Annotated in this window: 12 protein-coding genes; 3 read left to right on the top strand and 9 right to left on the bottom strand. The window is 50.2% G+C overall.

Annotated features, from left to right (window positions below; genetic code table 11):
- Nucleotides 1-101: 101 nt before the first annotated feature.
- From Pan241w_RS08530 to Pan241w_RS08520, 3 genes are all read right to left on the bottom strand, one after another.
- Nucleotides 102-4,874, bottom strand: coding sequence for a glycosyl hydrolase family 8 (locus tag Pan241w_RS08530; RefSeq protein ID WP_198000411.1), 4,773 nt, complete (start codon nucleotides 4,872-4,874; stop codon nucleotides 102-104).
- A 523-nt stretch (nucleotides 4,875-5,397) separates the two neighbouring features.
- Nucleotides 5,398-7,683, bottom strand: a complete 2,286-nt coding sequence (locus Pan241w_RS08525; protein WP_145213802.1) for a serine/threonine protein kinase — start codon at nucleotides 7,681-7,683, stop codon at nucleotides 5,398-5,400.
- Nucleotides 7,683-8,333 carry a sigma-70 family RNA polymerase sigma factor gene (locus tag Pan241w_RS08520; protein WP_145213799.1) on the bottom strand — a complete coding sequence of 217 codons (651 nt, stop codon included), beginning with the start codon at nucleotides 8,331-8,333 and terminating at the stop codon, nucleotides 7,683-7,685. The genes Pan241w_RS08525 and Pan241w_RS08520 overlap by 1 nt, the downstream gene beginning before the upstream one ends.
- Nucleotides 8,334-8,556: 223 nt before the next feature.
- On the opposite strand from Pan241w_RS08520, the gene Pan241w_RS08515 reads away from it, so the two are divergent.
- The 3 genes from Pan241w_RS08515 to Pan241w_RS08505 all read left to right on the top strand — a co-directional run bounded on the left by Pan241w_RS08515 (nucleotide 8,557) and on the right by Pan241w_RS08505 (nucleotide 11,919).
- On the top strand, nucleotides 8,557-10,386 hold the full coding sequence (locus Pan241w_RS08515) for a CotH kinase family protein (protein WP_145213796.1): 1,830 nt from the start codon (nucleotides 8,557-8,559) through the stop codon (nucleotides 10,384-10,386).
- A gap of 81 nt (nucleotides 10,387-10,467) precedes the next feature.
- The gene (locus Pan241w_RS08510; RefSeq protein ID WP_198000410.1) at nucleotides 10,468-11,220 is read left to right on the top strand and encodes a polyphosphate polymerase domain-containing protein; all 753 of its coding nucleotides are present in this window, start codon (nucleotides 10,468-10,470) and stop codon (nucleotides 11,218-11,220) included.
- Between the two features lie 21 nt (nucleotides 11,221-11,241).
- Entirely contained in the window at nucleotides 11,242-11,919 is a 678-nt protein-coding gene (locus Pan241w_RS08505) for a DUF4956 domain-containing protein (RefSeq protein WP_145213791.1), read from the top strand.
- A gap of 38 nt (nucleotides 11,920-11,957) precedes the next feature.
- On the opposite strand, the gene Pan241w_RS08500 is transcribed toward Pan241w_RS08505, so the two are convergent.
- The 6 genes from Pan241w_RS08500 to Pan241w_RS08475 form a co-directional block, all read right to left on the bottom strand.
- Nucleotides 11,958-13,319 (bottom strand): DUF1501 domain-containing protein, encoded by a 1,362-nt coding sequence (locus Pan241w_RS08500; protein ID WP_145213788.1) that lies wholly within the window; start codon nucleotides 13,317-13,319, stop codon nucleotides 11,958-11,960.
- A gap of 224 nt (nucleotides 13,320-13,543) precedes the next feature.
- Nucleotides 13,544-14,872, bottom strand: a complete 1,329-nt coding sequence (locus Pan241w_RS08495) for a DUF1501 domain-containing protein (RefSeq protein ID WP_145213786.1) — start codon at nucleotides 14,870-14,872, stop codon at nucleotides 13,544-13,546.
- 49 nt (nucleotides 14,873-14,921) lie between these two features.
- Nucleotides 14,922-17,180 (bottom strand): DUF1549 and DUF1553 domain-containing protein, encoded by a 2,259-nt coding sequence (locus Pan241w_RS08490; RefSeq protein ID WP_198000409.1) that lies wholly within the window; start codon nucleotides 17,178-17,180, stop codon nucleotides 14,922-14,924.
- Nucleotides 17,181-17,227: 47 nt separating this feature from the next.
- Nucleotides 17,228-19,753 carry a PPC domain-containing protein gene (locus Pan241w_RS08485; RefSeq protein WP_198000408.1) on the bottom strand — a complete coding sequence of 842 codons (2,526 nt, stop codon included), beginning with the start codon at nucleotides 19,751-19,753 and terminating at the stop codon, nucleotides 17,228-17,230.
- 193 nt (nucleotides 19,754-19,946) lie between these two features.
- Nucleotides 19,947-21,413 (bottom strand): DUF1501 domain-containing protein, encoded by a 1,467-nt coding sequence (locus tag Pan241w_RS08480; protein ID WP_145213777.1) that lies wholly within the window; start codon nucleotides 21,411-21,413, stop codon nucleotides 19,947-19,949.
- Between the two features lie 6 nt (nucleotides 21,414-21,419).
- The gene (locus Pan241w_RS08475; protein ID WP_145213774.1) at nucleotides 21,420-24,602 is read right to left on the bottom strand and encodes a DUF1553 domain-containing protein; all 3,183 of its coding nucleotides are present in this window, start codon (nucleotides 24,600-24,602) and stop codon (nucleotides 21,420-21,422) included.
- Nucleotides 24,603-24,806: the final 204 nt, after the last annotated feature.

Raw genomic sequence — 24,806 nt, 5'->3', positions numbered from 1 at the left:
AGTGAACTACCATCCAACCAACAGGCCTTCGTCAGATGACGAAGGCCTGTTTTCTTTCTGCTAACGTAAGTATTTGAGGGTATCAAAAATACCCTTCGGTATTAAATGAGCCCCCCATTCAGAATGAAATCCGTCAAGGGATCATCCAGACCGCCCGGAGTCGCGATGAAACCAAAGGAAATCGTTCCACCAGCGGGGATGTCCCGATTCCATGATGCACCGCGAATGACGTAGGTATTTCCGACGTGAGACACAATCTCTGCATTCCAGATATCCGTGATGTCACCATCGAAAGTGAACTGCATTGTCCACCCTTCCCAGGCTTCGTCACTCTCGTTACTGATCTCAATCGCTCCCTGGAACCCACTGTTCCAGTCATTCACGACAGCGAAGTCCACGCCGCCTGTGGGAGCCGGCGCATCGTTGTCCTGAATCGTGCCGTTACCAATGGCTGACGCCAGTGTGACGCCGACTGCCTGATCGAGCACAACCTGGAAGCCCTCATTCGATTCGATCAGAGTGTCGCCCAGAATCGGCACCGAAATGGTTTTCGTCGTCTCCCCTGGTTGGAAGACCAGTTGACCGCTGAGAGCCTGATAGTCTTGACCAGCAATTGCAGCCCCGTCCTGGGTTTGGTATTGCACTGACACCGGTTCCGTGGTCGGCTGATCCAGTGTGACGGTAAACACGGCGAGCGAACTGCCGCTATCACCTTCCGTCACAGTGACATCATTGATGGAAACCTCAGGAACGATGACCACGAAAGGCTCAACAGTGACAAGCACCGTTGTGGTGGTGATGCTACCTGATTCGGCGACAGTCGTATAAGTAAAGCTGTCATCGCCAGAGAAATCAGCAGCCGGCGTGTAAGTCAGCGTGCCGTCCTGATTATCAACGACCTGCCCGTGAGCGGGTTGAGTGAACGACTCCAGTGTCGTACTCCCCCCTGTTGAAGATGTCGGGCTGATAAAGTTTCCTGACATCACCAGCATGCTCAGCATGGAGACTGAATCGGCATAGTAATTCGAGTGAGTCGTCGCGATACTGTCGAATACCGAGTTGAGCCAGGCCTGATCAGCGGCATCCGAACCGGTCATGGCAGAGACACCCACCGCTGCCCGGAAGAAAGGATCGCTCCAGTTATTCAATGGCGTTCCATCGAGTGCGTAGCCGCCCAGAATCTGTGATGGATTGCCCCCCGAAGATTGTTGGAAAAATTCGGACAACATCTGTGCCTGAGCCAGCGAAACGGCATCGCCACTCAAAACCGCGTCCGTGCCGATTCGCCAGGGAACACGTCCCGCGTTATACCAGTAATGCTGATCGTTGACTTCCAGGAATCCTGAAGGAGCAGGCGAAACATCGCCGGTTACCGGATCCACGATCACAAAGTCCGGCACCAGCCCTGTTCCTGATTGTTGCTGCAGCTTCGTCAACACGTCCTGCGTGGCAGCAATAACTTCGTCCCAGGCCCCGGTCTGTGTGGCAGCTTCAAATGCCCTGAAGTGACCATACATAAAGTCGCTGGTACGGGTAGTCCACTGGCTATGCTGGCTACCATTCGGATTGACCCAGTCTCCCAGCATGGGAAGATGACTGTCCGGTCCAATCGTCGATTCGTAGATGGCGTTAATAATGGTAATCGCTTCCTGGCGATAGTTGACCGCGCCATCACTGCCCCACTGCGCATCTGCGACTAACAGTGCATAGGCAATATCGGCATCTCCATCGAAGGCACTGTTATTCCCGTAGGCATCCGGTTGCGCCCAGTCCATCAGATCCGAATTCCCCTGACTGGGATTCGCACGCGAATATTGGAACAGACCATCAAAGATTGCCTGAGCATTCGGATCATAGCCATCCAGGTGCGCTAAGATCAGCATCCCGTAGCCTTGTGCTTCAGATGTCGTCCGTCCTGACGAGTCCATGATCACCCGGTAGCCGTTGCCACCGGGATCGACGCGCAACCAGTCCGACTTCCATTGGTCGAAGTAATCGCTCACCACGGCATCAAGTTGCTCCTGGCTGTATTGACTGGGGAATAGAGTCCCGTTCACATACTGCTGCACATGGCTGGCGAAGTCCGGGTCTCCTGCAGACGTACCAATCGAAATCGTGACAGGCGTTTCGAAGGGGGTCGTAACCGTCACGTCTGTTTCGCTGGCAACGTCGTCATTGAGAATCGTAGTAGCGGCAGACGAAAGGTTATCATCCAGAGTAGCGCCGATGGGACTACTGAGGGTCACATAAAACTGCTCATTCGATTCGACCTGTGTATCCCCAAAGACACGAACGGTAATCGTCTTTGTGCTTTCACCTACGGCGAACGTAACCTGACCGCTGGCTGCTTCATAATCGTCACCAGCGGTCGCTGTTCCATTGGACGTCTGGTAGTTGACCGTAACTGCTTCGGTTGCAGGTTTAGAGAGTGAGACGGTTAGCGTCGCCAGAATAAACCCACTCCCCCCTTCGGTAACAGATGCACCGCTGATGCTTACCACCGGCGCCACTTCATCAGGCGGATCAACGACAACATCTAATGGGACGGGATTTTGATAATATTCCTGCACCTTGGTAATCCACCAGTAATCGTCGGTAGGTTCACTGCCAATCGAATCGGTACTGATTCCGACACCAGCTCCAAAGAGGATCTGCCGCACACCGGCAGCCCGTGCCTCTTCGATGTGCGAACCCCAGGTGATGGTATTTCCGGAAACGGTCAGCTTATCATCCCCGAATTCATTGGTCGAAAAGTAATCCAGACGATCTCCGCTTGCGGTAAAGGTATCGCCCAGGAAGAATGTGGGCGCAGAGTCCTCATACTGGCGCGTGGTATTCGTCAGTGGGTCAAAGGTACCATTCTCGTCATACGGATTCGTGGCGAGACTGTCATTGATATGACCAACGGGAATCTGCCAGAGCACCATTTCGCGGTCCGTCGTTTCCGTGAGCGTCTGAACAATCAGCAGATAATTATTCCAGTGATCGTTGTTCCAGAACCAGGTGCTGGCTTCCGGATTGCTGGCTGCACCATTTTGTGCTCCCGCATCCAGACCGTATTTATCGAGCGAAATAAACCCGGCACCGTAACTCAGAATTCCTGCCTCCATATAATATTCTGCGATCAATTCCGCTTCGCGGGCAATCGCGGCGCGTCCTGCTTCCACTCCCAACGTATCGGTCAGGTGCACGATTCCTGTTCCCGGAATCGGTGTTTCAATCCCGGGCGAAGCCCAGAGGTTGAATTGCCAGCCGAATTCGACATTCGGAGCATAAGTGCTGATCGTATAATTGATCGCCTGAATGAGGCCCGTCACCGAATTGTCGAACTGCGGATCGACGCCCTGCTGTAACACGCCGCTGCTATAGGCGGCACTCGTCATCGCTGAAATCGCACTGGCTGAAGCGCCGGCATTTTGCATCATGTATCCGATGAAGTCAGGTTCCAGGATCATCTGCACCAGCTCGTCACCGGCTTCAGTGCGAATCGTATCGAGTGCATATTTCAGATCACGGAAATAGTTTTCCATATACGACAGGCTGTTGATATGCTCCAGGTCGGTCGTATAGCTTTCCCCGCCATCCGGAATGTTGTAGTAAACGAACTGAGGAATCATTCCCAGCTTCATGCTTTCGCGAACGTAACTACTCACACGATCCGGGTCCCAACTGCGCCAGCCGCTGATTGGCCCGCCATTTAGATAAATATACCGAGAGTCAACATATTTGTTAGTCAGCGGATCGCTGCTGTCAAAATCCTGCCAGAACGCCAGATCGCCTGTGGTATCTTCACTCACTGAACCGATCGTGACATAATCGGGTAGCCCCGGCAGTTGACCGTCTTCAGTGCGGACGCGCACCCCGATATAGCGATCTTCACCAGTTTCTCCATCGGTAATTCGCACAGATGCCCGTCCTGCTTCCAGACCGGTAATCCGTAACGTATTTCCGTTTACGATCTCAGCATTGATCACCCGCGAATTACTGGTGGCAAGACTAAACTGTGCCGACTCGCTGGAGGAGGCAAGTGTGTATTCGACCGTTGTCTGGTCGATTGTCGTCTGCAGAGCTTGTCCGGTAAGGTCGACCTCTTCGATACTGATCAGACTGGCGCCACCGGCAACATAGACCACTTCGTCACTCAACGTTGTTCCGCTCGCGTTGCTGACTTCGACCTGATATCGAAAAATACCGTAGGCTCTGTTCGTGATGTGTAGGCTATCTGTTTGTGGAGTCGCATTCCCCGACAAAGACGACTCATAGATCAATTCGCCGTTCTCGTATAATTTCCACTGCTCCGCAGGTGCCCCTGCATAAAGGTTGAGGGTCACATGATAACCGCCCGTATTATAATCCGCGAGCACACTCACACTCGGTATATTGGGAGCGCCCACCACAGGATCCGGGTCGGGATCTGGATCTGGGTCAGGATCTACCGGATTACCACTTCCTAGAAAAGCGAAGCCCGATGGTTCGCTATGATTTCCAACGGCTACGAATCCGACGGCCAGCGACTCACCTACATCGAGCGTGTTATCCCAATTCGGTGGGGAAATTCGATACCGGCCGCCGCCGAGATTCTCCACTTCGGCATTCCAGAGCGACTGAATTTCGCCGCTATAATCAAACTCCAGCTGCCAATCCGTAAAGGCACTCGCTTCATCGTTTGTCAGAATCAGGCTGGCTGTCCTTCCGGAACCCCAGTCTTCTTCGATTTGAAATTGAATGTCGGGGGCATCGGCCAGCGGATGCGCCGCGAGCATGGTACGCACCTCAAGTGCTTCGACTGTTCGTGAGGTTTTGGCGCGAGAACGCCGTGAAGTGATGGGCTGTTGAGAAAACCATTGCAGCAGGTTTACATAAAGTCGTTTCATCTCATCAACTCTGCGAACGCAGAGTCCTTTCAAGTCTGTGCCAAGGCAGTGATTACCTCTGATGCAGAGATTCTGCATCAGTAGACAATGGACTTGGCACGAGATCAGGATTCTGATGATTCTAAAACGTGCTTTGGTCACCGTAACACTGCTTATACCCGGGTGTGAGCAGAAAACCGCGAGGTAGACAGGCGGCCGCTGACTGCTAACGTGCCCAGGATTAACTTGGCGCGGAAGCTGTTTCGGCCCAGTTCAAACAGCAATGTCCGATATAATTAGACGTGGCTTGAGTCTGGAACCAATCCAGACTCGGAATACTCTGATTTAACCATGCTGTCCTACCCTGTGTCCAGCTATGGTTTGAAAACATTTTGAAAATCATGTACAGGCAGCGCTGCTTTGGCAAGCAGAGACCAAAGTTGCAATGATTCGTACGGCACGTCACAAAACGACTAAATGATATAACCGGAAAAGCGCGCCCTCGTACATAAAATCAAGTTTTCTCTGCTTAAACACAGTAATTTTACTTGGGGCCAAGGGGTCTTCTCGCATCGTCGATATCTCCACTGAAGGGAGCACCGGTCATTTCGTTCCACTGCTGCAGCTGTTGGGGGGTAAGTAGAGATAGAATCTGTTTTAACTGGTCAGAATCATTTTCACGAGCCCGACCACCTGGTGGACGATACTGAGAACCATCAATTCTTTTTTCCTCCGGTTGTTCCGACTGCGGAGGATTCTCTCCCGAAAACGACCGTTTGCCAGCGGGACCACTTCTTTGTCCGGCGCGGGGTGGTCTCCTGCGAAACTGGTACTCTGACTCGATCGCACGCATTGCAAGCCGCTGCTCATTCGTCAGATTCAATATGTTGATGACTTCTGTTTCATGTAATGCACGTGATCCCTGGATCTGAAGTGTTAATTGTTTTAAGCGTTCCAGTTGCTTCCTGGTCAAGATCTGATTGATTGCTGCTGTCGTATCTTTAGCATCCTGAATCATTCGTTTGCGAATGGTCTGGCTCTTTCGTTCATTTTGGCTTTTTGGCTGACCTCGGATAGATTCAACCGCCTGTCGAATTTGTGATTGTCGCCAGTCAAACAGCTCTGTAATTTTGCTTTTTTGTTCTTCAGTCACCTTTAAATCGTTCAGCACATCTGGTTGACGTAAAATATGTGTTTCCCGGTCTGATTGTAAAACAATGAGTTCCGTTAAAATCTGCTCTATTCGATCGCGCGTCTCTTTGAGTTTCTCCAGCGCCGCTGGATTATCCTGTTGCTCTTTCATCATTGCCTGGTAATGCGCCAAAGCCGATTCCAGTAATTTTTTACGTAGACTTTCATCAAAAGGGTTATCAGATAATTCAAATTCCGCCAATGCAATCATGTCATCGGCGGCGCGCTGCGCTAACTGGAGTCTTTGCTCTGCCTCTTGAGCCCGTTGTTGCTCTCGTGTCAGCGCCTGTCGCGTATTATGTTCTTCCTGAGAAATGGCTGCCATGGCAAACGAGACCCCCACCAGGCCGAGTAATAAAACAATGAAAGATGAAACAACGACCGAAGGATGCCGCCTGAGCCATTTACGAGTATGATCGACCAGCGTAGGTCGGCGCGCCAAAATGGGTCGTTCATCCAGAAACCGATGCAAGTCATCCGCCAACTCGGCTGCCGTCTGATATCGTTCTGCTGGCAGTTTCGACAACGATTTCATGACGATCGTTTCCAGTTCGATCGGAATGGATCGGTTCACCTGCCGCAACGGTTTGGGTTCATCATATAGAATGTCATGCAGTAATTGCTGCCTGGCACTGGCTGAAAACACGGGCTGTAGACAGAGTAATTCGTAGAGTGTCGCACCCAGCGAATAAATGTCGGTCCGTTGATCGATCAATGCACGTTTTCCACTCAACTGTTCCGGGCTCATATAGCGCAGTGTGCCTAACAGGTCACCGGTTCGCGTCACACTGGAACTGGCCGACACCTGGGCCAGACCAAAGTCCGTGATCCAGGCATTCCCTTTGATATCAATCAGCAAGTTCGCTGGCTTAATATCACGGTGAATGACTCCCGATGAATGCGCATAATCCAGGGCTTCTGCGATTTGCGCAATAATTTTCGCGATGGTCTGATACCAGCTGCGCGCAGCTCGATGATCCGTATGAGATACAGACGGATTCACGATCTCAGTCGAATCTGTCTGAGTACCTGTATCAGAACCGGCCGCTTCTTCTGGACGTTGATGCGCGGCATGTTCTCCCGTCAGTTCCTGCTTCTGTCGAATCACCCATTCCGACAACGATTCCCCTTCAATCAACTGCATCGCGTAATAATGCATACCTCGTTCGCTGCCCACAGCGTAAACAGGAACGATGTTCGTATGATGCAAATTGGCAGCCGCGTGGGATTCAATCTGAAAACGCTGTCTCTGACATTCATCCAGGGCCGCTGCAAATGGCAGTACTTTCAATGCCACTCGACGTCCTAACGACAATTGTGTTGCTTCATAAACGGTGGCCATTCCTCCGCGCCCAACTTCACGAACAATTTTGAAATCACCCAGCGGTTTGGCCATCATCTCGGAAAGTTGCGGAGAGAGATGTTGAGACAGTGAATGCGCCAGATCGATTCCTTCCAGGCACTCCTCGACTATTTCTGACAATTCGGGATAGCGGCTGATAAACTTCGCTTTGTCGGGAGTTTTTCCAGCTTCAAGTAATGCCAGGTATTCACGGGAGATCTCAATCACACGGGAATCTTCACTATCAGATTTGTGATACACAAATGTGTTCGCCAGACTATCTTCGTTTTGTAACACTATTTCACCTCCGAAGCAGAAGCCGTCCTGGCAAACTCTTTTTTGAGACGCGTTAATCCACGCAACCACAGTTTTTCAACGGAATCCACCGTTTTCCCCATTCGCTCTGCAATCTTAGGGAACGTAAGCCCTTCCAGATGCCGTAAAATCAACACGGATTGATAATCTTCCGGCAGACATGATAACGCATCGGTCACCAGCCTTGTCTGTTCAACACGCAGTACCTGTTGACTGGGAGAAGCCCCGGGATCAACAAGCAGGCCCCCCAAAGAAATCGCAGATTGATCGATTTCAGCTGCCAACTGTTGTTCCAGTCGGGGATCGCGTGCTTGAGTCCCAAAGTAGCGACGAACCGTATTGGCAATCGTATGGGCCAGAATCGAACGAATCCACTGAATCAATTGCGGTTCGTGCTTGCCTTTGAAATTCGGAAAACTTTTATGTGCTTCCAGAAACGCTTCCTGAATAATATCTGAAACATCCAGTTTCCCCTGAAGATGCCGGCCGACTTCCACACGTGCCAGCACTCTCAAGTAAGACCGTTGGGCAGACAGAATCTGGCCCAGTGCGGTCTCATCACCTGCGCGGGCTCTGGCAATTAAGTCCTCGGTGGTCAGCTTCGCTTTTTCATCTTCAGGATCGGCTAACATTAAAATACACATGAATCCGTAATAGTTCGCAACAAAGTGAGTCTCCTTGAGTTTGACCTGCTATGTAATTAAGTCACGTAAATCGTTGTCACTCCGCCGCAAAAAAATGATTAATTTCAAAAATTATACAATTTTCGCGGCGGTGCCTGATCAGTTTTCGTTACTAAATTCATATGTCAGTTTTTTTCGGGCAGGATTTTAGAGAACATCAGTGAGGCTTTTCATGCAGCGATCCTTCCAGACAATTCTATGCTATCTATTTGCTGTCACGGCATTTACTGCGTTTGTTCACGCACAGCCACCTGGTCCGCAAACACAGTCCGCTCCCTCAACCTTTCCTCCGGGACCATTTCAGGGAGCGCCCCCCTTCTCCTCTGGTTCCGGTTCGGAAAGACGCCCCGGTCCTGGTGGACCTGGTGCTGAAGAGCGCAAACTGGTTGATCAGTTTGATCTGAATCAGAACGGCCAATTAGACAAAAACGAACGCACGAAAGCACGCCAGTTTCTAAAAGATAATCCGGTTCGTCGAGGGGGCCCCGGCGGTTTTGGACCTCCCCGACCTGACTCTCGAAGAACAGATACAAACAACCGCAGGCACAGGCGTGGCCCAGCCGGTCCGATGAATCACAGCCGCTCCACTCCTCGACCGGGAAAGAAAATTTCGCCGGATGACGTCCCTGTAATCAACGCAGACCTGTATACTCCGTTTGTGTTGCGGACGATCTTCATCAATTTCGAAAACAAGGACTGGGAAGCAGAACTGGAAGACTTCCATGGAACTGATGTCGAAGTTCCCGCCACACTGATTGTTGACAGGAAAGAGTACCCTGGTTGCGGAATTCACTTTCGTGGCATGTCCAGCTATATGATGGTACCTGCGGGCTATAAACGATCGTTGAACGTGTCTCTGGATTTTACCAACGAAGAACAGAGACTGCTGGGAGCGAAAACCCTGAACCTGCTGAACTGTAACGGCGACGACTCTCTGCTGAGTACCGTGCTCTATTCCCATATCGCCCGCAAACATATGCCTGCCCCAAAAGCGAATCTGGTTCGCGTGGTCATCAATGGCGAAAACTGGGGAATTTTTACGAACGTCCAACAGTTCAATAAAGATTTTTTGAAGGAAAACTACCCGTCAGCAAAAGGAACCCGCTGGAAAGTCAGTGGCTCTCCCAGAGGGGGAGGCGGACTCGATTACAGAGGTGAGTCACCTGAATTATATGGGTATCCCTATGAAATGAAGAATGGCGATGAAAAGTCGCTCAAGAAGTTAATCGAATTCTGTCGCATTCTGAATCAGACTCCTGCCAGTGAGCTGGAATCAGCACTGACTGACAAAGTGGACATGAACGAACTTCTCTGGTTCCTAGCCCTCGATAACGCGCTCTGCAACTCTGATGGCTACTGGATCCGTGCCAGCGACTACAGTATTTTTCTTGATAAACAGGACCGTTTTCATTTCTTTCCCCACGACATGAATGAGGCGTTTCGATTCGTCAGAGGAGGTCCAGGCTTTGGTCCGCCTGGTGGTCCACCAGGCAGATTTCGCGAGAGGCGTGCAGGCACGGGTTCTCGGGGAGCAGGACCACCAGATGGCTTTGGCCCTCCGGGTCCATCAGGTGGCCCTCCCCGGGGATTCCCCGCGCAACCCGGATTTGATCCCAGACATGCTAACGGCAAACAAAATGAAGGCGGCCAGCTGGATCCCCTGATCGGTCTGGATGATTCACAAAAGCCGCTCCGCAGCAAGATTCTGGCAGTCCCCAACCTGCGGGCCAGCTATCTGCAAAAGATTCGTATGATCGCTGAAGATCTTGACTGGAACGAACTGGGACCAGTCGTTGACCAGTACCGTCAACTCCTACTCAAGGAAGTCAAGCAGGACACACGCAAACTGGGTTCCTACGAGAATTTCCTCAAATTGACAGCCAATCGAATCCCCAGGTCTACTACCGGCGGTCATGGGCCGGGAGGTCATGGAGCCGTTAATCTTCACCAGTTCGCCAGAGAACGCCGCGAATATTTATTGAAAGTCACTCCCAAAGAATAACGAATTTCAAGCTTGGTGTTGATCTCGTTTTCCCCTGTTACATTACAATACTTTTGTCGATTCTTGAGAGGAGCCCCTGTTTTGGACTTGAATCATGTCGTGCCGGAATCTGACACCGTTCGTGTTTATCAGGCCAGGGATCGTCGCGTAGAACTCAAATTCATTCTTCCCAAAGCATTAAGCAACTCTGTTCGCAACTGGGCAAAAGAGCGGATGGATCCCGACCCGCATTGTCAGACGTTTCCAAGCGACAGCTATGAAATTCATACCCTGTATCTGGATACTTCATCTCTAGATATTTATCGCAAGACCGGGGTGGCAGGCTTAACCAAGCATCGACTACGGTGCTATGGCAATGAGAGCAATATCTGGGTGGAAACCAAACGTAAAAAAAACAATATCGTCCTGAAAAAACGCTCGACAATCTCTGCTGAAGAACTGGAATTCATTCATCAGCCTCACTCAGCAGAGTCACTCTGGACCGGTGCCTGGTTTCAACAACGGGTGCTTCAAAAAAACTTACAACCCACTGCCCTGGTTCACTACCAGCGATTTGCCCAAACGGCCCGTCATCAGAATCGAACGATTCGTTTAACAATTGACAGCCAGCTCACTGGTTGCAGAAGCAGTCTCTGGGAGGTTCCCAATCGTGCCCCCAGGTGGACCAGCCTGTCGCCGGAGATAGAAATACTGGAACTCAAATTTCACAATGTTCTGCCTCCCCTTTTCAAAAAACTGCTGCTTGAATTTCCTATACTCTCAACCGGCTTCTCAAAATATCGTACGGTGATGGCAGCCAGCGAATGCATTGCCAGTCAGCCTGCCTCACTCTGATTCCAGAATCGACGTTGTACAATGACAGACTGGTTTACCAATATCAGCGTTTCCTCCGAACCGGCAGTCGGTGTGATTCTAGTACACCTGCTCCTCTCTTGGGCTGCCGGCTGTGGAGTCGCTTATCTGGCACGACTCCATCAGAAAAATGTGACTGATGAAACGCTTTCGGTAACACTGGTTCTGATGTGTGTCCTGATCGCGATGGCGACACAAATCATCGGCGAGAATGTGGCGCGGGCCTTCAGTCTGGTGGGAGCGCTCTCCATTGTACGATTCCGGACAGCGATGCAGACAACACAGGATGTCGCGTTTGTCCTGTTTGCCGTGGTAATCGGAATGGCCATCGGAGCCGGTCAATACTGGGTAGCAACTCTGGGATTCATTGTCATCGGAGCCGCCACTCATTTCCAGCCATCCTGGTCCACCTTCCAGACCGCGGAAATCATGCATCCTGCGGGAGTCATGTTACTCCGCATGCAGATTGCGTTGGGGGCGGAAAATATCTGGGATGAAATCCTGTCAGAACTTTGTGAATCGTATGAAAATACAGGCGCAGAAACGATTCGTAAGGGAAGTGCCTTTGCTTTAGAATTTCACGTCATTCTGCGTGAACACATCAATGCAGACACGGTCATTATGCGTCTGGGACGGCTCGAACAAATTGAATCAGTCCAAATCAAACGTTGCCGAAAATAGTGCCTTCTAAAAACACGAAAATCAACTTCGAACTGATCTCAGCCGAACAATTCGGAAACGGCTTCGCCGGTATCGAGCAAAGGCATCGGGCGGTCCAGACGATCACGCAAGATCACACGTTGGGGATCGATTCCCAAATGTCGATAAATGGTTGCTGCGACGTCTTGTGGACCGACAGGACGTTCCACGACATCTTCACCACGGCTACTGGACCGACCAATGATCTGCCCCATCTTCATGCCTCCGCAACCCATCAGCACACTAAATGCTCGGCCCCAGTGATCACGGCCGGCATAGCGATTTATGCGTGGGGTACGACCGAATTCGCCCATCGCCACAACCAGCGTTTTCTCGTACAAGCCGCGGTCCATTAAATCGCGGACGAGACCTGCGATCGCTGCATCAAGCGGGGGAATCAGTTTGCGTGCTCCCTCTTCGGTTTTATACCGACCTGCAGAACCATGATGGTCCCACGGCACACAGTTAACGGTAACAAATGTCGCGCCATGTTCAATCAGTCTTCGAGCCAATAAAGCGCTTTGACCGAAAGTATGTCGGCCGTAACTGTCACGCAGGGAATCCGATTCTGCTGTGATGTCGAACGCAGATCGAACACCTTTTGAAGCGAGCAACTCAAATGCTTTCTGCTGATGCTCATCCAGATCGCGGAATGCTTTTTCATGATCGCGTGGCAACACATCGAGTGAGCCCAAGAGTTCCCGACGATTCTTCAATCTGTCTAATGTCAAGTTTTTTGCTAACGTGAGATTTTTGACACTGAAGCTGCTGGTATTCGGATCGGAATTGACAATAAACGGATTGCTGCCACCTCCGATATAGGAGGAATAATGAAACAGATTGTCGGTTCCCCCTCGTAAATGCGGCACCCCGACATAAGGTAGCATTCCCGCCTGATTTGCACCGCGCAAAAAGGAAGCCGCGGAACCCATCGAGGGACGCCTTTGCACACGGTTATCGGGGGCATTGAATGCAGGGCCTTCAAAGCCGGTGAGCATCCAGTGATTCCCTTTGGTATGATCACCAGAACCGTGATTGACCGTTCGCAAGACGGCGAGGTGCTCGGCCAGCTTTGCCTGCTCCGGCATCAATTCACTGAATTGAACGCCATCGAGACTGGTCGCGATGGATTGGAATGGCCCCCGATAATCAGAGGGCGCTTCCGGTTTGGGATCCCAGGTCTCCATATGACCGGGTCCACCACTTAACCAGAACAGAATGACGCTGGTATCCTGCTGCTTCGGATGAATCGCCCCCTCGGCTTTGAGCTTGAGCAGATCGGCCAGCCCCAAGCCTCCGGCTCCCAGTAAGCCAGCCTGCACAAAATTACGACGCGAAACTCCTTCGCAATTTGTCAGTTTCAGGGATGCTTGTTTTTTCATCGAACGATTTCTTCAGGCAGGAAAGCAATGAGCGATCTTAGCTTGCCATTACATAAGTACAATTTGATTTGTTGATTATCATCAAATTGACGTATCAGGTCAAGTACCGCCCTGCTCGTTTCCATCGGAAGCGATTGTCTGAAAGGCAGCCAGATCTTCGATCCTAAGTCAATTTGAATTCACGACTAACGACCAATAAAGTCCGGGTTTTCTGAACCCCGATATCAAAACAGTTCGCGAATGGGGTGTCCCGTATCGATGATACTTGTGGGGCGACCGGAGGCATCATTGAAATGCGTTTCCAGAGGAACCCCCAACCGTTGATAGATGGTTGCCAGCAAATCCATGGGGCTAGTTTTGCGTTCCACAACGCCACCACCCCATTTTTCGCTGGCGCCGACAACACGCCCGCCTGCGATACCACCTCCGGCAAACATTACCGTAAAACAGTTTGACCAGTGATCTCTTCCCGCGTGACCATTGATCATAGGTGTGCGACCAAATTCCCCCGCACAAAAAATCAGAACATCATTCAGCATGCCACGTTGTTCGAGATCCTGAATCAGTGTAGCAATTGCCCGGTCTAAAGGAGATAACTGTTCCTCGAGACCTTTTTCAATCTCATTATGGTGGTCCCAGTATCCGGTATTGATGGTCACACAACGACTGCCTGCTTCGACAAGTCGTCTCGCCAATAACGCACTTTGACCATATTGGTGTCGACCATATTGATCACGCAGTTTATCGTCTTCACGACTTAAATCGAACGCTTTACGCACGCGTTCCCCGGTGACCATTTCTAATGCTTGCGTTTTAAAAGAGTCCAGGCCTTCAATCACTCCGGATTTATCAACCTCGCGATTCAACGTATCAAATTTTTTCAGCAGTTCACGTCGTGACTCGACGCTTTTTAAGGTTAACCCATCGGGAAGAGCCAGGTTCGGGATCTTAAAGTTTTTGGAATTCGGATCCGCTCCCACTTCAAACGGATTATAGGATTTCCCCAGATAGACTGCTCCCTGATAACCAAAGGCTTCGGACTTGGGAATCGTCACATAAGGGGGCATATGCTCCGACTGTGCTCCTAACGTTCGCGAGATCACAGAGCCAAAGGATGGTTTTTGTGGTGCATTGCGTGCCAGCGTGGGACCAAAGTATCCCGTTTGCATCCAGTGCGCTGAAGGAGCGTGAATCCCATTTTCATGATGAACCGATCTGACCTGGGAAATATGATGCATGACTTTCGCCTGTAAGGGAAAGCGTTCCGTCACGTGAATGTCAGAAACGGATGTCGAAATGGGGCGATACATGCCGCGATATTCCGCTGGTGCGTCCGGCTTCATATCGTAGGTGTCCTGTTGACTCATCCCGCCATGCGTCCAGAACACAATCAATGATTTTTTTGACTTGGGACGGACCGATTCTTTCGCCGAGGCTTGTACTCTCAACAAATCGGCAAGCCCCAGTCCCAGGAGAGGTGCTCCCAACTGTAAAAAATTACGACGGCTGAATCCGTCATTACCGGAAGATCGAGTTCCTAAAACCGATAACATAAATTCGGTCTCCAAAGTCTGTTTTAAATTGCTGAGCCCGCCTGTGCGATCAATGATTCATCATAAACTCGTTGGTAGCCAATAAAGCCCATAACAGGGAACGATAGCCTTCCTGTCGGCTTTTCTCCGATTTCAAATACTCAACGGCCATTGCTTCTTCAGCCGCACGCGGATTGCGCGACAATGTCCGCAGGAAAATGTCGCGAATGTTTTCAGAATGAGGTTTGGTATTCGCTCCGAGCTTCTCGACATAGCCGTTTTTATCTGTCAGTTTGCGCTGGATCTCTTTCGAATTGACCAGTTCCAGCGCCTGTGACAAAGCGGGAGCATCGGTTCGTTCGCATTCACAAGCCGAAGTCCGGGACGGACGCCCGAATACATCCAGAAAATTGATTCGCACATTTTCATCAGGTAGATTCACCGCCCGCATTCCTTCCGGAAATTGCCCCGGTCCACCAGGAAAGATGGTCGGAACATCCAGAACCTGACTGATACCATCCAGAAGAATCTCGGCTGAGAGCCGTTTCGGATAATATCGGGCAAAGCATTGTGTATCTTCTGAATTCGTCTGATTGGGAACGGAACTGAGTTGATACGCATGGGAGTTGGTAATCAAACGAATCAACCTTTTCACGTCATAGCCATTGGCTGAAAAATCTTTAGCCAGCGCTTCGATCAGTGCTGGATTAGTGGGCGGATTCGAACTGCGTGCATCGTCAATGGGGTGAATGATTCCACGTCCGAAAAAGTGTCCCCACATTCGATTGACCATCGTACGCGCAAAAAACGGATTTTCCGGACTGGTCATCCATTCTGCTAAACTCTGACGGGGATCGTCAAAACGAGAGACTGCAAAATCCGGTCCCCCTAGGGGACGAGGTTGCATGATTTCGCTGGTACGTGGATTACGAACTTCCCCTTCATTTTTGAGGTAAATGATTTCATTCGTAGGAACCTCTGCATCGGCAAATCCCCCCTTACGTCCCACACGACTGAAATTGGCAGCGAATGAATAATAATCGTCCTGACTCCAGCGTTCGGCTGGATGATGGTGACATTGGGCACATTGAATTCGCACACCCAAAAATGCCTGCGCCACTGATTCCACATAACTGGTCGTATTGCGAACGGAACGGTACCAGATGGCAGGTGGGTTTTCTGCCTGACTGCCTGTCGCGGTGAGAATTTCAGAAACAAACTGATCGTAGGGCTTATTGGAGGCAATAGAATCCCGGATCCAGGCGGAGAATAACATGGTACCCGCGCGTTGTTTCCTGGTTGAATAACCACTTCCCCGATTCTGTAAAATATCGGCCCATTTCAAAGCAAAATAACTGGCGTATTCGGGGCGTTCCAGTAATCGATTGATGAGCCTTTGACGTTTTTGGGGTCTTGTGTCTTCCAGATAAGTCGTCACTTCATCAGCCGTTGGCAACGTACCGCAGATATCGAGCGTCACACGCCGGATGAATGTTGCGTCATCAGTGGGGGGCGACGGGGTGATTCCCAGTTTTTTCCATTGTGCCACTAAGAGCTGGTCAATTTTCGAGAGTTTCCTGTCAGATAAATCCATTTCTTCAACAGTGTTTTCTGAAGAGCCGTAAGGCACAACTCCTTGAAACACGGAAATCTGATCTCCAAACCGGGCCATTACGGCAAATAACCCACCACGGGACTGAGTTGTGACAACTCCTTCCTTATCCACACCAGCAATCTCGGGGTAATTTGATTCGTAAACTGCCTGCCGGGAAACATCGCGTTGTTTCCCATCAGAGAATTGAGCAACCACTTTTAAATTCAGACTGGAATTTCGTTTTAAAGCCTGGTCACGCGGTGAGACATTGATACTGACGAGAACCGGCGCATTGGGATCTGGCCCTGGCGCACCTTGAAGAATCCAGTTACGAAGTACTTTATAATCATCAGAATCGTATTCCAGCAACTTGCCTCCGCCATGCGGAACTCTACCGATGGCCTTTAGTAACAGCAGGCTCCGATCGGGGTCTGCGGGAAAAATTCGTCGGCCCCGTGATTGCAAAGTCATTGCCGAATAATCTAATTCCGGTTCGAAACCCAGTAAAGAAATCTTGAAGCCATTCTGGCCCGTCGACTTTCCATGACAACCGCCGCTATTACAGTTGAGCTTGGTGAGCAGTGGAACGACATCGGTGAGAAAGTGGACCTTCTGTTCCAATTGAGCCGGTTTTGCTTGATTTGAGTTCTCAGCAGCCTGCAGATCGTGACTACAAACCATCAACAGAGCGATCATCAGCCAGGCAACCAGTCGATTCCGGACTGCTAAATTCAAGTTATGATTCAAACGGCACATGTGAATTCGATTCGCTAATGAAAAGTCTACTCTGTAATCTCCAGATCGAGAAAACAGCTTCCATGATAGATTGGCTGATCTTCTACAACCCCGACAGCAAACAATCGTATGGAAGGCTGTTTTCCTAAAGGTGCATCGTCGTTCGCGATAATCTGGAGCGTTCCCTGCTCAGTTTGCCCGACAAAAGTCACTCCCCGTACGCGCAGCCCTTCTAATTTATCGGCGGCTTCGAGTTCGGTGTGAATCTTATTTATGAAACCATTAATTCGTTTCGCAGAATACTTCACCTGGATCGTTTCTCCGCGGCGAATCTTTTGGGGCGCTGAAGTATCGACGGCTACAACAAACGTGGCCGGTTTAACGTCAAACGTCACAGGATTACTAAATACAACAATTGGCTTCTTTCCGACTAAGGCTTGCGTCTGGACGGTAATCGTATACTGCCCCACCGGTAGATAGGGTGGTAAATAAAAACTGAGATACCCTTTGTTTTTTCCGGCCGGAATCGTAGCGGTCTGATTCTGAATCATACCAGGCAGGCTCGCTCCCACGAGATGTACCGGTTCATTCTCGCTAAGGTCACGTCGATCAAGATGAACCGCGATATCGAGAACAGAGCCGGGAGCGTGACGAAGCTCTAATTCACCAAACAGAATATGCTTTCGTACTTGCTGTCTCTCCGCGGAAATTTGAAACGGTGCGTCGTCTGTCACCGCCAGAGGAATTTTAGTCGTAAGTCGACTGGAACCATTGGGAATGTCTGTTCGCACGATCGTCCCGCCGTGGACTTTCCTGGTTCCAGCCTGATCAGAAAACCCATTAAGAGTCAGATCTCCCCAATAGGGTACGGCATGTTCATCCGCGGTAATCGTGAGTAATCCCCGATCCTCCCCCGGTCCCAACCAGATATCAGGACAATGAATTCCTTGCGGTAGATTGCCGGCGCTCACTCGAATCGAGTCGTTCATTCCTCGTTTCCGTAGCGCAATCACATCCAAAACGGCGCGACCACCGCGCTGTAGGTTCAAAGCTGCAGGCGTTTCCTGATGAGAAATGGCCGCCAGGTGGAATTCGGGGACCTGACGTCTGATGCTGAGTCGGTAGACACGCCGCTGATCCTCCGTCAGGCCGCCACGCAGATTCCGAACCATGATCACATACCGACCCTCTTCCGGCACAACCCATTTCCCGGCAGGATCAAGATGGTTGACAGGATATTTCTTCCCCGCAATATTTTTTACTTCATCACGAAACTGTTTCAATGTCTTCTTTGCCGACGCATCTAACACGCTGATATCGAGATCAACGGGAGAATTGATCCGTTGCCCGAACGCATCCAACCAGAGCACTTCTCCACGCTTAGCTTGAATGGCATACCAGTCTCTCTCATTCCCTGCAATCAGCTGACCACTGACTTCAGAGGGGCAGAAAACTTCCTGAGCTGTTTCAGGTGTCTGATGTGATTTGTTTTCCTGAAGGACCGGCACATCCGTCAAACCGATGAATAGCGGTGCGTGACAATGATCTAAATGAAACGCAAATCCATCCACGTCAGCTTGTTCGCTCCGCTGTCGAATGGGGAATGGTCTCACTTCATTTTCTGTGGGAGCTGTAATTGTGACGTCGATCTTCTCTAATTCATAATCCGTACTTGACAGATTCTGAGTGTCCTGTGACTCAGTCTCAGTTTTGACGTCGCCTAATTCCAAACGTCGTCTATCAGCATTCAGAGAGTTGTTACTGGCGATCTCCTGCTTCGAATGATTTTTGAGACTTCCCAGGTTCCAGCCATAAATCGAAACCTGTGAGGTCGCCCCGCGCTGAATGACTGCAGGAACGGAAAATAACATACGAGGGCCGGTATCGATATCAAGTCGGTAGAAATGGTCAGAGCTGCCCGAATAAACGAGATCAAATACCTTCACGAAATAGGTACCATCTACAGGCACCTTAAAATTGATTAATGGATCGATTCCTGAAAAGCCTCGATTCACGGCCAGCCGCCGTCCCCGGGAATCATAGACTTCCAATATCGCGCGCAGGCTTGAATCGATTCGATCTGCCCAACACTCGATTACAACGCGTTGTCCCTGCGCGGCCGAGAATTGAAAACAATCAACGTCCCCCTTTTTTTCAATCCGACCATTGACGGAAACATCAAGCAGAGTGGTTTGCGCAGCGGGAACCGTTTCGTTGGGTTCACTTTCGAGTAATTCCGACCGATTCCCGACAAAGAAGGTTCTCGGTGAACTCAAGCCATTTCGACAGAGCACCCGTAAATCGTAGACACCCTCTGGCACACTTTGGGGAATTTTGACGCGGAATCGATTCTTCGCAATCTTCTCTGTGTTGATGTCAGGCTGACTGCAAATCAATCGTGCTACGTCATCCAACCCCGTACCAGATACGGTCACTTCAATCAGACTACCTGACTGTGCTCCTGGAGGGAATACCGACTTCAGAACCGGATTCGGAAGCTCAGCCCAAGCAGATGTCACAACTATAACCAGATAGCTGAGAGCAAACAGACTGAATCGGCCCAGGCGATACACGATGACTTCCCTCTGTTCTCTCGGATTGATTTTCAGCGTCAAATTGACGTAGGCGAGATCTTCAACGATCAAATCACGATGAAGATTGATACAGCGGTGCAGGTTTTTTCTAAAGTTTACTTTACCCGAATCAAACAGTTAAAGTCAAGGTTTTCAAGCTATTCTGACGGCATTCTTGTATTTAATCGATTACCTAAGACAGTAGCCCTTTAACAACCTGGGCACCATCGACGCCAGTGAGTTTGAGATCGAGCCCCTGATATTTCACCGTAAAGCGATTGTGATCGATTCCCAGGCAATGCAGAACGCTGGCGTTTAAATCGTTAATGTGTACCGGATCTCTGACGATGTTATAGCAATGATCGTCGGTCTCGCCGTAATCGATGCCCGGCTTAAATCCGCCGCCGGCAACCCAGGTTGAGAAACAGCGACCGTGATGGTCACGGCCGTGATTGTCTTTCGTCAATGTTCCCTGACTATAAATCGTACGGCCGAATTCGCCACCAAAGATGACAACGGTATCGTCCAACAATCCCCGTTGTTTCAAATCTTTCACCAGGGCGGCTGCGGGCTGATCCACCTTATCACAATTATTGCGAATTGCTTTGGGCAGATTCCCGTGCTGATCCCAGCCACGCTGGAAGAGTTGAATGAAAGGGACGCCGCGTTCCGCCATCCGACGCGCTAAAATGCAGTTTGCAGCGAACGTTCCTTTTTTCTCTGAATCGGGGCCGTACATTTCAAATGTGGCTTTCGTTTCTCCACTCAGGTCCATCAAGCCTGGTACCGAGGTTTGCATCCGATACGCCATTTCGTATTGCGCAATGCGTGCTTCAATTTCCGGATCGCCTGAAAGCTGTGATTTTTCCGCATTGATTTTCGCCAGTCCATCCAGCATTTTACGACGCAGACCTCTGTCCAATCCTTTGGGATCGGACAGAAACAAAACGGGATCTCCGGCACTACGAAACTGAACCCCCTGATGGCGAGAAGGCAAGTTGCCACTGCTCCAAAGCCGCGAATAGAGTGCTTGCCCTGGTGCATTACCGACAGAAATCATCACCACATAAGCGGGCAAATCTTTGTTTGGACTGCCTAATCCATAACTCAGCCACGCGCCAAAACTGGGACGTCCCAACTGCTGGGTTCCCGTATTAATATACGTAATCGCGGGATCATGGTTGATGGCTTCCGTATTCATAGTCCTGATAATCGCAATGTCATCCGCAATCAATGCGGTATGCGGCAGGATGTCTCCATTGATCCAGGTTCCCCGTTCGCCGTAACGTTTGAAATTGAACATGGGCGCCACACAAGGAAACGATTTCTGACCGCTGGTCATTCCCGTGAGTCGTTGTCCCTTGCGAACCGACTCAGGCAGCTCTTTCCCGTGAATCTTCTTCAGTTCCGGTTTGTAGTCAAACAGGTCGATATGACTGGGACCACCGGCCATAAAGAGATAAATCACCCGTTTCGCTTTGGGGGCAAAATGAGGCAGTCCCGGCAAACCTCGTTGATCCGGGTTTGTTGGGCCGGCAGCAGATAGTTTAGGAACGTCTCCCAATAATGTAGCAAGCGCTGTTGCGCCCAGGCATCCACGAGAGCGTGATAACAATTGTCGACGCGTTAACTGTCGCTGGTATTCTTCCAGAGGATTCATTGCGATTTACTCACGAGTTAAAGTTTCGTCTAAATTTAAAATCATGTTGGCGACCACCGTCCAGGCTGCCAGTTGCGCGACATTCAAATTTTTATCGCGGGGTGATTCACCAACTTGAAGCAGTTCTTCTGCCGCTTTTAAATTGGTCTGATAGTGCTTCAGACTTTCAGCATAAACATCCAGAAGTACTTCTCTTTCTGTTGATCGAGGCTCTCTGGCCGTTGCCAGTAAAAAGGCATAACCAACCTGTTCGGCATTGGTTGCTCCCCCTTCTTTCAACATTCGTTCTGCAAGGTGACGGGCCGCTTCGACGTACTGGACATCATTCATCGTGACCAATGCCTGCAGAGGCGTATTTGTACGTGGCCGTCGGATCGTACACTTTTCCCGTGTTGGTGCATCAAAGATCTGCATCGACGGAGGGGGCGCAGATCGTTTCCAGTAGGTATATAAGCTGCGGCGATACAGTTTCTCGCCGTGATCCTGCACGAATTTGGGATTTCCCCCCAATCCCACTTCTTTCCAGAGTCCGGGTGGCTGATACGGTTTTACTCCCGGACCTCCCATTTGGGGATTAAGCAATCCACTGATGTCGAGCGCGCTATCGCGGATCATTTCTCCCTGTAAGCGAAAACGCGCACCGCGGGCCAGTAGTCTGTTTGCTGGGTCCCGCAAATAGTCTGCCCGCGATACATCCGATGACTGCCGATATGTAGCAGACATCACAATTTGTTTAAGCATCCGTTTCACATCCCAGCCCGATTCTTTGAAATCGACGGCCAGCCAGTCCAGCAATTGCGGATGACTGGGGAACGCGCCCTGTGAACCGAAATCTTCGGGTGTCGTAACCAGCCCAGTCCCAAATAACATTTGCCAATACCGGTTCACAGTGACGCGAGCGGTAAGAGGATGATTGTCTGCAAAGAGCCATTTCGCCAAGCCCAGGCGATTTTTGGGGGCGCCTTTCGGCATCGGAGGCAAAACCGCCGGTGTACCTGGTTCGACTTTCTGTTTGGTGGGAGCATCATAAGCACCACGGGAGAGGATAAATGTGTCGCGAGGCTTGGGCATGTCCCCCATGATCATGACCGTCGTCAGCGGTTTGAGAAGTTCTGTCTCCTCTGCTTTCAATTCCTGCTTTTTCTTGAGCAACGCGATATATTCTGCGTCTTCCCGTTCCAGATAGTAATTACGCAACTGCTGCTGTTGCTCTGCCGTTCGTTTCTCAGGAGACACAGCCAGGATGGTCGTAATCGGAAGTTGCTTTGTCAGTGTCTCCACTTCAGATTGACTGAGCACACGATTAAAGACAGAAACTTCATCGATAGTCCCCTTTAAACGAGAGCTGGGGTGCCGGCTGCCAATCAGTAACGTTTTGGGTGTGCGAATGGATTCCGTTAAGCGATCCTGCTCGATCTTCCAGTCCCACAATTGACCATCGACATAGATTTTCACGCCCATCGCTTTGGATGAACCATCATAGGTCACCAACACATGCTGCCAGGTTGAAGGTTTGAGTTTTTTCTTGGTCGTTACCTTAATCGCATTCGTAGGCCACGTATTGATGATATGTACCGATATTTGTTCGCCGGAGATGAGGATATCGTACCCGCGATAACTGTTGGCATCATCCATTTTTGCTAAAAGCGCGCCAGATCCTTTCGGGTCGAGATTAATCCAGCCGCCATAGGAAAATGAATCGGTCCGTTCAAAATCACACACGTTCCCCAGATCGACATAGGTTTTGCCATCAAAATGCAGCCCCTGATCGTAAGGAGACTTCACCCAGTCAGCCTTACCATGAATGGTTCCTTTGCGATTCTGATCCACTTGATCGACAACCTTGGTTCCTTTGCCTTCATCGAGCCTGAACTGCAGGATCTGTCCCTCAATCTGTGAAGGCGCTGCATGTTGTGCTTTTTCTTTCGCCGCCAACCAGGCTGTAAACTGAGGCTCAGCTGACTTTTGACGAGCGGCGATCTGCTGCTGGTTTTCTTTGATTCTCTCTCGTATATCCGGCAGTTTCTTTTGTTTTTCCGGATCAACCAGTGCCACCGTCGGTTTAGCATTTCCATTTCGTGTCTGACTACCGGCGTCAGCGCTGATATTGAAAAAACCGAAGAAGCGGTAATAGTCCTCATGTGAAATAGGATCATATTTATGCTCATGGCATTGAGCGCATTCCATGCTGAGTCCTAACCAGACCGTGGACGTCGTTTTCACCCTATCGACAGCGTACTCAACGCGGTACTCTTCCGGAATCAGGCCTCCTTCATCAGTTGTCCCGTTATTCCGATTAAATCCGGAAGACACCATTTGCAATGGCGTTGCATTGGGAAGCAAATCTCCCGCCAGTTGTTCTGTTGAAAACTGGTCAAAGGGAATATTTTCGTTATACATCTGCACGATGCGATCGCGCCAGGCCCACATATCGCGTGGCCCATCTGCATGATACACGCTCGTATCACCATAACGGGCCGCATCCAGCCACATCAGAGCCATTCGCTCGCCGTACTGTTTTGAACTTAGCAGACGGTCAACCAGTTTTTCATAGGCGTTAGGAGATTCATCATTCAGAAAATTGTTAATCTCCGGAATGGTGGGCGGCAGCCCCGTCAAATCAAATGTCAGTCGGCGAATCAAAGTACGACGGCTGGCTTCTCTTGAAGGCTGCAACTGTTGAGATTCTATTTGTGCCAAAACAAACTGATCGATGGGATTGCGTACCCACTGGTTGTTTTTGACTGCTGGTAATGATGATTTTTCTGGAGCGAGAAACGCCCAGTGACTGGTCCATTCAGCTCCCTCATCAATCCAGCGTTTGAGCAACTCTCTCTGCTCGGCAGTCAATTTTTTATTTGAATCAGCGGGAGGCATTTGAAGATCCGCATCAGTGCTGCTGATCCGTTTGTAAAATTCACTCTGATCCGAATGCCCGGGAACAATCGAATCTGCTTTCGCCGCTTCTTCCAGGTCTAGCCGAAGATCACCTTCGCGATGTTTCGTGTCGGGACCATGGCAATGAAAGCAGTTTTCAGAAAGAATTGGTCGAATATCACGGCTGAAATCAATTTTCGTTTTCGAAGCGGCGTCGTGTTTAGCCTGATCATTTCCAGCCAGACAGACATTGATTGTCAGAGCGAGAAAACTCGACCACAATAAGAAAACGGAGCGAGGAAGCATGCGCATACTCAATTATGTCCTTAAAATCTGAACACAATTAACGATCCTGGTGCGTCTCAAGAAATACCGAAACTGCGACATCGCAGCACGAGGAGAACAGGTGGGTCCCAAATGAATGATCGTTACTTAGATAGTAAGTTTGCATGAAGACAATTGTCAAGGCTTTTCAAGTCAAAGATGAATGCAGACTGCTGAATGGTCCCGTGTTGC

Origin of the sequence: Gimesia alba (assembly GCF_007744675.1) — a bacterium.
In the GTDB taxonomy this organism is placed as follows: Bacteria; Planctomycetota; Planctomycetia; order Planctomycetales; family Planctomycetaceae; genus Gimesia; species Gimesia alba.
This window is presented reverse-complemented; position numbering and strand designations above follow the sequence as displayed.

Coding starts and splice junctions, on each gene's coding strand:
- Pan241w_RS08475 (WP_145213774.1), bottom strand. CDS start 24,602: ATGCGCATGCTTCCTCGCTCCGTTTTCTTATTGTGGTCGAGTTTTCTC.
- Pan241w_RS08495 (WP_145213786.1), bottom strand. CDS start 14,872: ATGTTATCGGTTTTAGGAACTCGATCTTCCGGTAATGACGGATTCAGC.
- Pan241w_RS08530 (WP_198000411.1), bottom strand. CDS start 4,874: ATGAAACGACTTTATGTAAACCTGCTGCAATGGTTTTCTCAACAGCCC.
- Pan241w_RS08500 (WP_145213788.1), bottom strand. CDS start 13,319: ATGAAAAAACAAGCATCCCTGAAACTGACAAATTGCGAAGGAGTTTCG.
- Pan241w_RS08515 (WP_145213796.1), top strand. CDS start 8,557: ATGCAGCGATCCTTCCAGACAATTCTATGCTATCTATTTGCTGTCACG.
- Pan241w_RS08505 (WP_145213791.1), top strand. CDS start 11,242: ATGACAGACTGGTTTACCAATATCAGCGTTTCCTCCGAACCGGCAGTC.
- Pan241w_RS08480 (WP_145213777.1), bottom strand. CDS start 21,413: ATGAATCCTCTGGAAGAATACCAGCGACAGTTAACGCGTCGACAATTG.
- Pan241w_RS08520 (WP_145213799.1), bottom strand. CDS start 8,333: ATGTTAGCCGATCCTGAAGATGAAAAAGCGAAGCTGACCACCGAGGAC.